Here is a 13,766-nt window from a genome sequence, read left to right as displayed (position 1 = left end):
ACAAACTTTCCTTATGTTTTATGTCTTTTTAAATATAATACATACACAAGTGATATGCACGAAAAAAAAGTGACTTCTTCGTTTCTATGAAGTCACTTTTTTCACTTTATCGATTATGTTGCCTTACTTTCTTATTCAACAATTTTAAAATAGCCCGACGTGTTAAAATCCCCTCAAAATAGCCTTCTTCATTAACAGCGCAAATAAAAGGATGATCAATTGTCATTTCTAAAGCTTTTGCAAATGAATCGTCTAATTTAAGAACAGGTATATCTTCTTTCATCACCTGCTCTACTTTCATATCATCGAGCCTTTCAAACTCAATACGTTCTAATCCTAACATACCATCTAATATCATGGCAGTACTAATCAAACCATGTAGTTTATACATTGGATCTAAGACAGGTATCGCTGAATATCCAGATTTTACAAGAACGAGTAAAGCATGTTCTAAACTATTTCCAATTTGGACATGAGCTACTTTTTCCGATGAAATCATTAAATCCTTCACAAGAATTTGTTGAAATTCGTCTTTCGGAATACTAATCATATTACATCCCCCATTTTCCCTTTTTCCTGCTTATGTTCACAACTCTATTCACATTTTATGACAGCGTTTTCATATTATTATTTTGTCCTAAATTTATTTCAATAAAAATACAATCACACAGCTATTTTAGCATACCGCACAAAAAAAAGACTACCATTCCGGTAGCGCTTAATACCCTTTATTTTTTAATCTGTAAAATAACCTTGTGATTTTTTTATATTGCATCACATCTGTCTGTTTCAAACCATTCTCAATATCTGTAAGTTCCACAGCTAAAATTTCACTTGCGTAATTTTGCTGAAATAAAATATCTAGTAGTAAACTTTCTTCTTCCTTCGTTAAAACAACTTCCCTTTGCATATACCCCTCTCCTTACACTCGCATCGTTACTCTTATTATATAAAAAATTCAACCTATTTAATAGATGTAATATTCAGTTTTCATTTAAAGATATGTAACAATCGTACACATACAAAAAAATCATTTCGTATATCGATTTGCATAGCTAAACGCCGCATAAGCATCCGGCTTAATTTTTGCAGTTAATCCCATCGCTCGAATTTTTTCTGTCATATCTAAAATAAATTCTTTTGTTAAGCCATCATTCCCAATGTCTAAATGAATTTCCATTATGAATCCAGCCCCATCTTGAGCATAAGGATGCAATAACTCCCATATTGTTTGTATATGAGTAGGCGTAAATAGACATGCGATTTCTTGACTAAACTGCGTTTCTAAATATATTTTCTCACGTAAGGTCGCTGGCTTATCTTTTACTGATTTATGGTGTAAACAACCCCAGGCACCTTTTCCAACACGATGAATATGGATTGCTGTAATAAACCTCGTATCCTTTTGATGCGCTTGCGAGTCTGTCCCAATGGATAATCGATACAAATTTCGCGGATCCTTTTCAATGAAACTACAAATACGGTTAAAGACCATATCAAAATTTAAATGTCTCTCTGAAACATTGTAAAATTTATGTGCACCGTCCACAGAGTCACGTCCTTTCAATTAGACAGACTTTTCGTATTCTCATTGTATGGGACAAAAACTAAAATTATAACTTCCTATCCTTTATTCGTTTCAATATTTCGAATTACAAAGTGACAAACTTGGCACGTATAAATTACATTTTGATTAGATTGAGCCGTTAATACATGAATAATCTCAGCAGAACTTTGACAATTAGGACAAATCACAACTGGTAAACGTTCCATACGATAACCTCCTAGTTATATTTCTCCCGCTATTTGCAAAACCCAGCGATAGTGAGAAGTTTAGCTTCACATATTCATCCGGTTGACGGGACTAATTATCCACATGGATAAGCAAACTTGCACGGATTAAATTTTCATTTTAATACCATTGTAGGAAAAATAAAAAACTTCTATACATTACGCTGGAAAGTAATAGAACTAAAAAAGGTACTGCCATGTGGCAGTACCTTTTTTATATGTATCAAGAAATGATATCGTAAATCTCAATTGCAACCATGTCGATATTATCGAATTGATATACTTGAGGTTTTTCACCTTGTTGATACACTTCTAACTCATACATTTCACTTTTATCGAAAAATTTCACGCTACATTTGCGCTCACCGTTCACTTCAAAATAGCGTTGTGCTACTTCACCGCTTTCAGCTTGTTCTTGTAGACTAACAAGTCGAGTTAAAATTCCTTGGAGTAGAGACATGAAATCTCTCCTTTCTCTGATCTTCCTACCAATAGGTTTTACAGCTATACTCATTCTATCCGTCATAACAGAAAAAATGTTCCACACTCTAGGATAAAGGTTATTGGCCAGAAACTCAACTAAAAATTTGTCGAAATGCGAAGGAAAAAACAGAAAGAACATATTTCTCCTTCATTATTGCGGTTTTTATACTAGAAGAATATAATAAAAAACAGAAAAAAGGAGGAATTACAATGAAAAAAATTGAGGTTTATACACAACCCGATTGTCCGCCATGTGTTATTGTAAAAGAATTTTTGAAGCATAATAACGTTGCATATGAAGAATTTGACGTAAAAAAAGACGCTGCTGCTCGCAATCGTCTTTTAAACGACTATGATTCCTATTCAACTCCAACAGTCGTAATTGATGGCGAAGTAGTTGCAGGTTTTCAAATTGAAAAGTTACAACAACTACTCAATATAGAATAGGAATAGGTAAATACCTATTCCTATTCTTATCCCGCTGTTTGTAGGTAGTAAAACTCCCACTAATTAAAAGTTTCACTTTATAATTGTTGCAACCTTTTTATTTCAGTTAAAAGTTCCTGACTTTCATGATATCCTGCTAACTTCCATTTATCTTGATCCCTTTTCAATGTTACAATTTGATATTGTCCACTTTTTGTCCGCTCGTATACATATAAATTTTTATGTTCTTCATCATACGACATTTTCGTTTCTGAATTAAAAGAAAACGGTGCTTCTTTTGCCGGAAGTAAATATTCACCACTTTGTTTATCACTTCTGCTATTTTCATCTGTAAATACTTGAAGGAAATTATCTGTAAAATACGGTGATAACGTCTCTATCATCTTATTCATCGGCAAATGCTTCCCACGAATTGAAAACTGGGTTTCATAGCCTTTTTGTATCGTTGTAAATACTTCTTTCCGATCGACTTCCACTTCCTCTTTTCCTAAAACAGTCGTAACACTATAACCAACTAGAAAGGCAACACATACAAATAGAACAAGCCATATTCCATATTTCCTCATTTTTTCACCTTCCTTTTAAAAGAACTTGTCTTTGTAGTATTCATTGTAACAATGATTATGCAAAGAAAGGACAGATTTCGTTCGTAAAATCTTTACAACGATAGACAGCATTTTCATCACCATTTTCACTATTACCAATTTATGATAAAAACAAACAAAAAATGCACGAATCTCTTCGTGCATTAAAATAAAACATCTTCTTCATATAAATATTCATAAGATAAATCTATAAATAAAAAGTTGTCATCATCAATCGGGAAAGAAAATGTTCGTACCATTTCTCCCGTTTCAATATCTGCATATAAATCTGAAAGCCTCGCCTTATTCTCAAAACGCATTTTCATTATATTCTCGAGAAAATACGGGCGCCAGCTCCAGTTCTTCATATAATAATCCGGCATCACAATCCATTCTCCATCTTTTTTCATAACATTTCCTGATTGTTGGAAACCATCTTCATTACAAATAAATATACGAAAACTACACTGTGATACACTTTGACTAAATTGTAATAACCAATCATTTATATCTTCATTCTTTTTTTGTTTTGATAAAACATCGCCAATGCGATCGCGTAACATCTCTGTTAAATTATAAATTTTTTGTAACTTCTTCTTTTCATGCTGAATAAACTGATGACATTCATTACCTAGTCGCTCTTTCAAAACATTCGTTTCAATAAAATCAGGTAAACATTCTTTTAAATAATTACCTTGATAATATCTTCCGCCGTTCTTCCAAGCATATTGCAGTTGATAAAAAGCATCTATTTCTTCATATAATAAAGTTGCACCAATTCTTCTAGCAAGTAATGATAAAGAATATAAAATATCTTGATAAGATTGTAAAAGTGCTGTTTGCCTTAAGTTCGTTAAATCTACTTTTAAAATATCAGGTGCTAACACGCTAATACGCTCTAAATTACTTGTACCCGTTCCGACTTTATTAATCGAAATTTGAATACCATATGTACGATAATACATAAGCAAATGATTAAATTGCTCTATATCTTCTTTACATTCATGCTCTGTAATCTCTAAAACAATTTGTTTTAAATTTAAACCTTGTTCTTCATACCTCAATAAAAGTTGAAGCAAGCTTTCATCATCATCATTCATTAATACATTAGCATTCCGATGTATAAATAATAATAATTTTTGATCGCTTTCTAAATAACGATTTAAAGCTTTTTCTACTATAATATTATCCGCTTCCAGTTGAAATTCACTTGGAATCGAATCATCGTGAAAGAAAGAAGCTAAACTTTGTATGCCCTCTTCTGTTTGAATACGTCCTACTACTTCATATCCAATTACAGTATGCTCATCAGCACTAAAAATAGCTTGATAATAAGGAAGGACTTTATCCAAGTTACTCATTACATCTAATGCATCTATCAACGTGCTTCCCTCCCTTTACTTTTCAAAAATTATAACATGATATTTACGGAAAAATAATAAAAAATCCCTTCAGTTTTCCTGAAGGGATTAGAGGGGTAAAATGCTAAGGGGAATTAGCAATTCTACTATGAAGAAAAAAGAGGTCTTAAATATAACGTATATATGACCTCTTGTAAACACTTTTCTTTCATATGTCACAATTCCGTCACATTTAACCGTAAAAAAATGAATCAAACATTCATTTTTTTATCCCTTTTAAAATGGATATTGATGTAAATGTTGTCCTCCATCCATTGTCATGCAAGTTCCATTTATGTACGCAGCTTCATCTGAGCATAAATAATAAGCTAGACCAGCGATTTCTTCTGGCGTACCCAGCCTTCCAAGCGGAACACTTTGTATCGTACGCTTAGCCATTTCTTCTGAAATCCATAATTTATCAGCACCGCCCGTACGTTCAATTGGTCCTGGAGCGATAGCGTTAACTCGTATTCCATATTTACGTCCCCACTCAACAGCGAGCGTCTTCGTCATCGCTAATACTCCTGCCTTCGCTGCAGCCGAATGAATAACTCCTGGACCTGCATCCCATGCATATGTTGCTACCATATTAATGATATTCCCTTTTATACCTTTTTCAATCCAATATTTTCCGACAGCATGGCTACAGTAAAATGTACCGTTTAATACAATATTAATGACCGAATTCCAGCCATTCACGGATAAATCTTCTGCTGGACAAATAAAGTTTCCAGCTGCATTATTTATTAAAACATCAATTCGACCAAACTTCTCATCAATCTGTTCAATCATTTTCTGAATGTCATCCGTATTTCTTACATCCATTTGTACAGGTAATACTTGCCCTGGAAATTGTTCAATTTCCAACTTTGTTTCCTCTAGTTTTTCTTTTGTACGTCCTGTAATAACAACTCGTGCCCCTTCTTTTGCAAAGCGAGTCGCCATTCCTTTTCCCATTCCACTCGATCCACCTGTTATAATAACTACCTTTTCTTTCACATACATCCCCTCCAAAAAAATGAATACACATTCATTTTATCACTTTATTTAATAGAAATCTTTATATTTTTAAACTTTTCTGATATTTTAATGTAAAGAACTTTCTTTTTATTCATTTTTTTCGTAATCTATACTAATTTTTTATTATGTAAAGTATATTTTTAAATAAACTGAAAGGAGATTTGAGTAGCCTGTAAATGGAATAAAAACATTGAGGTATACTCATATTTTTATGACGCACATTACAAGAAGAAATTTTTTAAAATTTGGTATGCGTACTTGTCTCTATTCATTTATAACCAGTGGCATCGGATACTACTATGCTAAATATATAGAACCCCATTTCATTTCTTTTACACAGCACACATTAAAATCACAACTCATCCCAAAAAGTTTTCATGGTATGAAAATTCTTCAATTCAGCGATTTACATCTCGGATACTATTTCTCGCTTCAACATTTATCTCAAGTTGTTTCTAAAATTAATGCTGTAAATCCAGATATTGTCCTTTTTACCGGAGATCTCATTGATAATTATCAAACGTATACTGACACTCCTTTTGTCGCGTCCATTTTAAAAAATATACAAGCCCCCTTCGGTAAATTCGCTATTTATGGTAACCATGATCACGGTGGATATGGAACTGAATACTATGAGCACATCATGCGTGAATCAGGATTTGAACTATTGCTAAATAGTAAAAAAAGAATTCGTCTAATGGATAATAGTGAAATTTCTATTTTCGGTCTCGATGATATACTACTAGGCAAACCAAAAATAGAGAAAACATTACAACATGCACGGCAAAATACTTATAACATCGTTCTTGTTCACGAGCCAGATATCGCGCCGCAAATTTCCAAATATCCAATCAACTTGCAACTTTCTGGTCATAGCCATGGCGGACAAGTACAAATTCCTTTTTTAGGGGCTATTATTACACCATCACTCGCCAAAGACTATATTGAAGGCTTCTATACGATGCAGGATTTAACTCTCTATGTCAATCGAGGCCTCGGAAGAACACGTGTCCCATTTCGTTTCATGTCAAAACCTGAAATCACAATTTTCACACTCCAACATTCGTAATAATTCGCCTATTTTCTTACATATCCTTTCTTGTACGCGCTCATCCATGTTTCGTTTACCATATGATAAAAGTGAGTCCAATAAAGGAGGTATGTTCATGTATCCATATTATCAACCAATTCCAGTCCGTTCAGCACCTATTGGTCCAGTAGGCGACTCACGCTTCTTCCCGTTTTTTGGCGTTCCCTTTCTAGCTGGAATTGCTGGTGGATTGCTCGGCGGAGCATTAGCTTTCGGCCCTCGACCATTTTATCCACCTTATCCACCACCTTTCCCGCCGCCAGCACCTTATCCTTGTTACGGTGGACCATGTCAGCAACCCTACTATTACTAGGTTAAAGTAACGATTCTTTCAAATATTATTCTCTCAACGAGCCATCTCATTACACGCTTATAATAAAACTATTGTTTCTACTCATCCTTCCATTTTTGGAGCATATGAGTAGAAAAAAGTAAAAACCTCTTATGGACATAAGAGGTTTTTACTTTTTTTCATTATTCAGCGTCTGTATTTTGATACGCCATCTTAAACAACTTCACTTGGCTATCAATTTCTTCTGTACTACCATTAATAACATAATAGTAATCACCATCTTTATTTTGTTCACGTGTTTTCACATTATCAGCTAATGTAAGCTGTAAAATCGCCTTAATTCGTGCCTTCATTTCAATATCTAATATCGGGAAAGATATTTCCACTCGCTTCTCCATATTTCGCGTCATCAAATCAGCTGAAGATAAATATATTTTCTCCTCCCCATTATGATGGAAATAATAAATACGGCTATGTTCTAAATATCTTCCAACAACACTAACTACACGAATATTTTCACTTACATTTGGAATACCAGGTCGTAGGCAACATGTTCCTCGAACAATGAGCTCTACCTTTACTCCAGCTTGTGATGCTTCGTACATTTTTTTTATTAATGGTTTATCTGTTAATGAATTCATCTTAGCGATAATATATCCATTTCCATATTGCCTATGATAACGGATTTCTTCATCTATTAAATCCATAAATTGCTCTCTTATATCAAATGGAGCAACCGATAAATGATGAAAATGTGGCTTTGTTGTATAACCACTTAAATAATTAAAGAAATTGGTTGCATCGACCCCAAAATCTTTTCTTGATGTAATATATCCAAAATCAGTATATAACTTCGCTGTTGCATCATTATAGTTCCCAGTTCCGAGATGTACGAACCTTTCGATTTTTCCGTTTTTTCTCCTTACAACTAGCGTAATTTTACTATGTGTTTTCAAGTGACTGACACCGTAAATAACATGACAGCCTGCCTGTTCCAATTCTTTAGCCCAGTGAACATTGTTTTCTTCATCAAACCTTGCCTTTAATTCAACTAATACCGTCACTTGTTTTCCCTTTTCAGCCGCTATCTTTAACGCCTGAATAATCGGTGAATCACCACTTACACGATATAACGTTTGTTTAATCGCAAGTACATTCGGATCGTCTGCCGCATCACGGACAAAATCAACTACCGGCTGAAATGATTCAAAAGGATGATGTAATAAAATATCATGCTCAATTGCTTTTTCAAATACATCTTCTTCATCACCTAAATCTTGAGGCGGTTGCGGAATAAGAGCTGGATATACAAGATGTTCATATAAAGGAGCTAGTTTTTTATATAAAGAAAACAAACATGTTAAATCTAATGGGCCATCCATTATATATACATCTTCATCTTTTACTTCCAGAACCTCATATAATAACGCTAATACTCTTTCATCAATGTGTTCTTTCCCAACTTCTAAACGTACAGCAGCCCCCCACTTACGCTTTTTTAATTCTTTTTCAATTACCTTTAATAAATCTCTCGCACCTTCTTCATGAATCGTTAAATCTGCATTGCGTGTAATACGGAAACGAGTAACAGATGATACTGTATATCCCGTAAATAATTTATGAGTAAAGCTACTAATTACGTCTTCTAATAAAATAAATTTATGCTTTTGCCCTTCACTCGGTAAAATTATGAAGCGCTCAAGTAATGAAGGAACTTGCACAATCCCTAACTTCGTCCTGTTTTCTTCTTCTGCTTGCTTCTCATCATATAAAAGAGTAGCCAAATTCAAACTTTTGTTTAATAACATTGGAAATGGGCGATATGCATCAATAGCTACAGGAGTTAACACCGGAAAAATTTGCTCGTCAAAATACTCTTCTATAAATTCTCGCTGCTCTTTCGTCAAATCATTGAATGTTAAACGTTCAATTCCCTCTAACTCAAGCGCTGGTAATACATAATTTTTAAATGTATCATATTGTACTGTCATTAGTGCATGGGCTTTTATCGCAATTTTATTTAATTGCTTTTTCGGTGTTAAGCCAGCTTTATTTTCTGGTTGATTAAATCCAGCACTCACTTGATCCTTTAATCCCGCTACACGTACCATAAAAAATTCATCTAAATTCGAACTAAAAATACTAATAAATTTCAATCTTTCCAAAAGTGGATTATTTGCATCTTGCGCTTCTTGTAAGACACGTTCATTAAATGCTAACCAACTTAACTCTCGATTATTGTAATAAGCTGTATCATTTAAATTTACTGCATTCCCCTTCAATAATTCCATTCTCTTCACACTTCCCCTTGAAACTTTTTTACTATAATTTAGTTAATTTCATTTTATCAAATTACAATATTACAAAGTGTAAATTTTTCGTAAAGACATCCGTACAACCCTAATGTTTTAGTTCAAATAATAAATTAATATTCGTTTTTAATACTCTTTCTAACTGTTTTTTTTGTTTTTCAGCTTGTACTTTTTCTGCTAATGCCGATTGTTCACATAAAACTTTAAACGTTAATCCCTCTTCGCTTTCTGTTATAGATATGGTATCAATAAGCGATCGTTGCCTTACATTTAAAGTAGCTGAAAATTGTAAAACAGCTCCTAACAGGCGGATTTTTTTTTGTTCGCTTTTATCAAACCAACCTTCAAATGGAGATAAATGTTGTTTAAATAACATTTTTGATTTATACGATGCAATAAGCGCTAGCCTTACTCGATCTTTATGCATCATGCCATCAATTGTCTTATTCGCTAATAAATAAAACGTATGTAAACGGCTTGCTTCTTCGTCTATATATTTGCCTATATTAAATACTTTCGCAGCTTGATGGAACACTTCCCAGTCTTTTACTGACATAGAAATAAGCCCTATTTCCTCAAGTTGTTTGCAAATTAGTCTTCCATGTTTAATAAGTTGAATAACAAATTCCATGTCCATTTCGTATTCATGTGATAGTAAATGCAAACTTTCTTCAACTACGTTCGGATAATATGAAATCCCCAAATCTTTTGTCAACTCTTCATAGAAAACACCTTCTCTTAACCCTTTTCTACTTAATAAAAATGCCGGTGCCTCTATAACATGAACAAGTGTATGAAATACTTCAACCGCTGGAATAATCGTATCTGCTCGATCTTTTGCTAATCCTTCCAATTTCTGAAGTTCTATGAACGACAATTTTTCCAATTCCTCTTTTACACTTTCAACATCTTCTTCTTTCATCTTGTATAAATGTAATCCTGCTATAGGATAACATATTAAATTTTGATGGATTTTTACTAAGTTCCTAGCACTACCACCAATTGCAATAAGAGGCAATTTCTTATTGATTAACCATGGTAACGTTCGAAATTGAAACTCTAAATACTGTTGCATTCCCTCTAACTCATCTTTAGTAGGAATATCACCTTTAATAAATTGTTGCTTTAAAGAAAGTGCCCCAAAAGGAAAACTATGGTACTCTAAAATCTCTCTATTTCTAAAGTATGTAACTTCCGTACTTCCCCCACCAATATCTACCGTTATTCCTTCTGAAAACGATGTAGAATTCATAACCGCCAGGTATCCGTAACGCGCTTCCTCATACTCTGATAATACTCTAAGAGTAAAGTCCGTTTGTCCTTCAACAAGCTTTTTAATTTCCTCTTGATTCTCCGACTGTCTAATTGTTGCTGTTGCAACACAAAGTACATGATGCAACTGATGGAATCTTGTACTTTCTTGAAATTGAAATAATGTCTGTAATAATACTTCTATTCCCTCTTCATTCAATACACCATCAATTAAGTAATTCCTTAACCTAGCAACAACTTTCGTATTTTCAATCTCTTTATAAAAACCTCCATTTTGCTTTTCATAAATAACTAAACGCATTGTATTAGATCCAATATCTATAATGGCATACTGTTGTTTTAATATTTCTTTCAAACTTCTCACTCTTTCATTATCAAATTTCAAAAACATATTCTATTACTATTATACAAAATAGTTGTTTTTTGTAACAATATTGCTTTAATATTGAAAATATATACAATCACTTTTTGCGTATAATAAATACCTATTTTATTTATGGTATAATAATGAAAAATTGAAAGGAGATTCAATATGAAACCTTCACAACCACAATCTCAATTACAAAACCAACATTCTATTAATCGACTAGCTCAATCTATTTTCGTTGTGAATCGTCATGCTAAAGCAGCTACTAATCCTAAATATTTATACTGGTTAAAAAAGACAGCTTTAGAACGTTTGATTGCTGAAAAAAAAGCAATTAAAGAAGGATTGCATTTTTCTAGAAACCCACGTTTTAGCCAACAACAATCTGATGTCCTTATACGTTTAGGCGATTATTTTTTCCACATCCCTCCTACGAAAGAAGATTTTCGAATTCTACCGCATCTTGGTCATCTTGAATCCTCCTATCGAAATCCGAAAACAACCTTATCTTTAACAGTAGCAAAAAAAACACTTCAAGATTATATTGGTCCTGAAGCATTAAAACAAGAAAAAAAATTAAGTGAGCCTGTTCCATGGTATAGTCGTACTTATACAAAAAAATAAAACAGTTTGGCCAAGTGTAGGCCAAACTGTTTTATTTTTTCTCTTCTTTAATTTTAATATTTGCTTGTTTATAAAAAGCTACTTTTTCTGTATTATAAGACTTTGTAAATTCATTAAATTTATCTTTTTCTGACTCAATATCCTTATAAGATTGATTTACTACTTTTACTTTTTCACTAATATCTTTTAATTTAGTACCTTTATCTTGTAACATTGTATATAACTCTTTTTCTTGTTTTAAAGATTTGTTATAGCTGTCATACATTTTATTAAATGAATCGTGGCGTTTCTCATACGTGCTTTTCACTTTATCAGCTTGATCTTTCAATTTCTTATCTTCAATTTTCTTCACATACTTATCAGCTGACTTCACTTCTTCTTGCGCTTTATTTAAAACTTCTTTTTCTTTTGTAAGCACTTTTTCTCGTTCAGTTGTATTTTTCACTGCTTGATTCAGTTTTTCTTTAACAGTTTGATTATTATCTTTTCCTTCTTGAACAATCTGGTTATATAATTCTTGTCCTTCTTTCTCTAAAGTCTCAAGTTTTTTTGCATCTTCAAACATTGTTTTTTCTTGTTTAGCAGCGTTTTCAAACGCTACATATAATTCTTCTTCTGGTTTCGGACCGAAACAACCGGCTAATAAAATCATTGATAATGTAGTTACAATTGCTAATTTACTATATTTCAACATCTCTTCCTCCTACTTATAAACGACCATCGTGTAATATAAAAAAGTTATAAAATATGTAATTGTTCTATACACTCGCATCTTTTTTACGAAGATCATTAATATTGTTTGTACAAATTATTACTTGATATTACATTATTCTTTTTGAATTATTTAGCAATTCCATATCCATTTTTAAGTATACTACTTCGTGTTTTTTAAGGCCTGTTCACACTATGTATTACTTTAATATCCACGGAATTTCACCTCAGTCTTAATAAGACTATAATAGTTCACCTGATAAAAGGTGATCGCTCCGCTCTCACGTCTATCATTCCCTTTCCAGCTTTCTATCAATTAATCTCTTTGTTCATTTTACACAGTACAATCGATATCTCGCAACAACTTACAAATATTCTTTTCATTTCCTAAAAAGGAAAAGTGTAGAGCTTGCTTTCCTCTACACTTTTAAAATAAAACACACTGTGCAAATTGCATTGGCACTACCATCATAATTATATGCTTATTTCATATATTTTTAAAGACTTTTATTACAAACGTGGCGTTTTTTTGTAATAAAAGTCAAAAAAATGTTACAAATAAAACATCTTCCTATCATATATCTTCAAATCAAAGCTTCACTCATTTTCTTGCAAATTTCTATACTGGTACAATTGATTTTGCGACTTTCTCAACAGTTCTTCAAACGTTTTTCCTTCTACTGGATAGCTAGCTGCTCCAAATAAAAGAGTGACACTGAGTAAATCACCTTCTATTTCACTTTCAATATTTTTCATTAATCGTTTTGTTATTGTTGATGTTTCATGACCATTATCAATTGCTACAATAACGTACTTATTTTCATCCCACTTTGTAACAACATCGCCCTTCCGAATTGTCTTTACAATGGTACTCTCTAATTTTTGTACTAACACTTCCAACTTTTTTTCTTGCAACGTGTCTTTTAACCCTTCCCATTCTTTTACAGAAAGAATGTACACTGTAATATTACGAGAATCTCTTTCAGATAAAGCAGCTACTTTCCCAAAAAAATCAACAACAAAATCATTGCTTGCCATTCCTCCTACTTCCATACCCATACGCTCGTTTGTTCTTTTATCGTACCAATGTCCAAAATAATAACTTAGTATCATTTGCAATATATAAATAATAAAGACGGTATAAAATGATCGTGAATCCAGTTTTGCAATTACATCCTGAAGTGCAATCCATTCTGTAACTGCCACAGTATTGCCAAGCAATAATCCACTAATTTTTCCTTTATGTTTCATACTTTTCCCCCTTTTATACCAATATATGTTTCTATATCAATAATGTTTTTCTACAAAATAAAAAATGTACATATGCAATGTACATTTCTGCTTAAGCTTGTATACCTTTTCTACTCTAT

General features: G+C 32.7%; 16 protein-coding genes. 4 read left to right on the top strand and 12 right to left on the bottom strand.

Annotated elements, in window-relative coordinates:
• Nucleotides 1–106 precede the first annotated feature (106 nt).
• The 5 genes from cbpB to MR112_RS07820 form a co-directional block, all read right to left on the bottom strand.
• Nucleotides 107–550, bottom strand: a complete 444-nt coding sequence (cbpB, locus tag MR112_RS07840) for a cyclic-di-AMP-binding protein CbpB (protein WP_000623579.1) — start codon at nt 548–550, stop codon at nt 107–109.
• Nucleotides 551–718: 168 nt separating this feature from the next.
• Complete coding sequence (gene abbA, locus MR112_RS07835) at nt 719–910, bottom strand: antirepressor AbbA (RefSeq protein ID WP_001188692.1); 192 nt, start codon at nt 908–910, stop codon at nt 719–721.
• A 120-nt stretch (nt 911–1,030) separates the two neighbouring features.
• Nucleotides 1,031–1,549 (bottom strand): ribonuclease H-like YkuK family protein, encoded by a 519-nt coding sequence (locus MR112_RS07830; protein ID WP_000348488.1) that lies wholly within the window; start codon nt 1,547–1,549, stop codon nt 1,031–1,033.
• 74 nt (nt 1,550–1,623) lie between these two features.
• Nucleotides 1,624–1,773, bottom strand: a complete 150-nt coding sequence (locus MR112_RS07825) for a hypothetical protein (protein ID WP_000440540.1) — start codon at nt 1,771–1,773, stop codon at nt 1,624–1,626.
• Between the two features lie 241 nt (nt 1,774–2,014).
• Nucleotides 2,015–2,251 carry a YkuJ family protein gene (locus MR112_RS07820; RefSeq protein WP_000055151.1) on the bottom strand — a complete coding sequence of 79 codons (237 nt, stop codon included), beginning with the start codon at nt 2,249–2,251 and terminating at the stop codon, nt 2,015–2,017.
• A 233-nt stretch (nt 2,252–2,484) separates the two neighbouring features.
• Between MR112_RS07820 and MR112_RS07815 the strand changes: the two genes are divergently transcribed.
• Nucleotides 2,485–2,721, top strand: coding sequence for a glutaredoxin family protein (locus tag MR112_RS07815; RefSeq protein WP_000717873.1), 237 nt, complete (start codon nt 2,485–2,487; stop codon nt 2,719–2,721).
• Nucleotides 2,722–2,798: 77 nt separating this feature from the next.
• On the opposite strand, the gene MR112_RS07810 is transcribed toward MR112_RS07815, so the two are convergent.
• The 3 genes from MR112_RS07810 to fadH form a co-directional block, all read right to left on the bottom strand.
• Entirely contained in the window at nt 2,799–3,287 is a 489-nt protein-coding gene (locus MR112_RS07810) for a DUF3993 domain-containing protein (protein ID WP_001233804.1), read from the bottom strand.
• Between the two features lie 182 nt (nt 3,288–3,469).
• A complete protein-coding gene (locus tag MR112_RS07805; protein ID WP_000564306.1) occupies nt 3,470–4,687 on the bottom strand; it encodes an EAL domain-containing protein in 1,218 nt (405 codons plus the stop codon).
• 255 nt (nt 4,688–4,942) lie between these two features.
• A complete protein-coding gene (fadH, locus tag MR112_RS07800; protein WP_000660913.1) occupies nt 4,943–5,707 on the bottom strand; it encodes a 2,4-dienoyl-CoA reductase in 765 nt (254 codons plus the stop codon).
• Between the two features lie 232 nt (nt 5,708–5,939).
• Between fadH and MR112_RS07795 the strand changes: the two genes are divergently transcribed.
• Nucleotides 5,940–6,797, top strand: a complete 858-nt coding sequence (locus MR112_RS07795) for a metallophosphoesterase (RefSeq protein ID WP_242244897.1) — start codon at nt 5,940–5,942, stop codon at nt 6,795–6,797.
• 97 nt (nt 6,798–6,894) lie between these two features.
• Nucleotides 6,895–7,131 carry a hypothetical protein gene (locus tag MR112_RS07790; RefSeq protein ID WP_000283738.1) on the top strand — a complete coding sequence of 79 codons (237 nt, stop codon included), beginning with the start codon at nt 6,895–6,897 and terminating at the stop codon, nt 7,129–7,131.
• Nucleotides 7,132–7,292: 161 nt separating this feature from the next.
• Here MR112_RS07790 and MR112_RS07785 read toward each other — a convergent pair whose 3' ends face one another.
• Together MR112_RS07785 and MR112_RS07780 are read right to left on the bottom strand one after the other, a co-directional pair.
• On the bottom strand, nt 7,293–9,401 hold the full coding sequence (locus MR112_RS07785) for a polyphosphate kinase (RefSeq protein WP_000421680.1): 2,109 nt from the start codon (nt 9,399–9,401) through the stop codon (nt 7,293–7,295).
• Nucleotides 9,402–9,510: 109 nt separating this feature from the next.
• Nucleotides 9,511–11,085, bottom strand: coding sequence for a Ppx/GppA family phosphatase (locus tag MR112_RS07780; RefSeq protein ID WP_242244878.1), 1,575 nt, complete (start codon nt 11,083–11,085; stop codon nt 9,511–9,513).
• 141 nt (nt 11,086–11,226) lie between these two features.
• On the opposite strand from MR112_RS07780, the gene MR112_RS07775 reads away from it, so the two are divergent.
• Nucleotides 11,227–11,685 (top strand): YkyB family protein, encoded by a 459-nt coding sequence (locus MR112_RS07775; protein WP_000804864.1) that lies wholly within the window; start codon nt 11,227–11,229, stop codon nt 11,683–11,685.
• A gap of 31 nt (nt 11,686–11,716) precedes the next feature.
• On the opposite strand, the gene MR112_RS07770 is transcribed toward MR112_RS07775, so the two are convergent.
• Nucleotides 11,717–12,379, bottom strand: a complete 663-nt coding sequence (locus MR112_RS07770) for a YkyA family protein (protein ID WP_000922498.1) — start codon at nt 12,377–12,379, stop codon at nt 11,717–11,719.
• 614 nt (nt 12,380–12,993) lie between these two features.
• Entirely contained in the window at nt 12,994–13,647 is a 654-nt protein-coding gene (locus MR112_RS07765; protein ID WP_242244877.1) for a diguanylate cyclase domain-containing protein, read from the bottom strand.
• Between the last annotated feature and the right edge of the window lie 119 nt (nt 13,648–13,766).

Source organism: Bacillus cereus group sp. BfR-BA-01330 (genome assembly GCF_022663885.1).
GTDB classification, from domain to species: domain Bacteria; phylum Bacillota; class Bacilli; order Bacillales; family Bacillaceae_G; genus Bacillus_A; species Bacillus_A cereus.
The sequence above is the reverse complement of the archived record's forward strand: the minus strand, read 5'-3'. Positions and strand labels throughout refer to the sequence as shown.

Coding starts and splice junctions, on each gene's coding strand:
- cbpB (WP_000623579.1), bottom strand. CDS start 550: ATGATTAGTATTCCGAAAGACGAATTTCAACAAATTCTTGTGAAGGAT.
- abbA (WP_001188692.1), bottom strand. CDS start 910: ATGCAAAGGGAAGTTGTTTTAACGAAGGAAGAAGAAAGTTTACTACTA.
- MR112_RS07825 (WP_000440540.1), bottom strand. CDS start 1,773: ATGGAACGTTTACCAGTTGTGATTTGTCCTAATTGTCAAAGTTCTGCT.
- MR112_RS07820 (WP_000055151.1), bottom strand. CDS start 2,251: ATGTCTCTACTCCAAGGAATTTTAACTCGACTTGTTAGTCTACAAGAA.
- MR112_RS07815 (WP_000717873.1), top strand. CDS start 2,485: ATGAAAAAAATTGAGGTTTATACACAACCCGATTGTCCGCCATGTGTT.
- MR112_RS07810 (WP_001233804.1), bottom strand. CDS start 3,287: ATGAGGAAATATGGAATATGGCTTGTTCTATTTGTATGTGTTGCCTTT.
- MR112_RS07795 (WP_242244897.1), top strand. CDS start 5,940: ATGACGCACATTACAAGAAGAAATTTTTTAAAATTTGGTATGCGTACT.
- MR112_RS07790 (WP_000283738.1), top strand. CDS start 6,895: ATGTATCCATATTATCAACCAATTCCAGTCCGTTCAGCACCTATTGGT.
- MR112_RS07785 (WP_000421680.1), bottom strand. CDS start 9,401: ATGGAATTATTGAAGGGGAATGCAGTAAATTTAAATGATACAGCTTAT.
- MR112_RS07780 (WP_242244878.1), bottom strand. CDS start 11,085: ATGTTTTTGAAATTTGATAATGAAAGAGTGAGAAGTTTGAAAGAAATA.
- MR112_RS07775 (WP_000804864.1), top strand. CDS start 11,227: ATGAAACCTTCACAACCACAATCTCAATTACAAAACCAACATTCTATT.
- MR112_RS07770 (WP_000922498.1), bottom strand. CDS start 12,379: ATGTTGAAATATAGTAAATTAGCAATTGTAACTACATTATCAATGATT.
- MR112_RS07765 (WP_242244877.1), bottom strand. CDS start 13,647: ATGAAACATAAAGGAAAAATTAGTGGATTATTGCTTGGCAATACTGTG.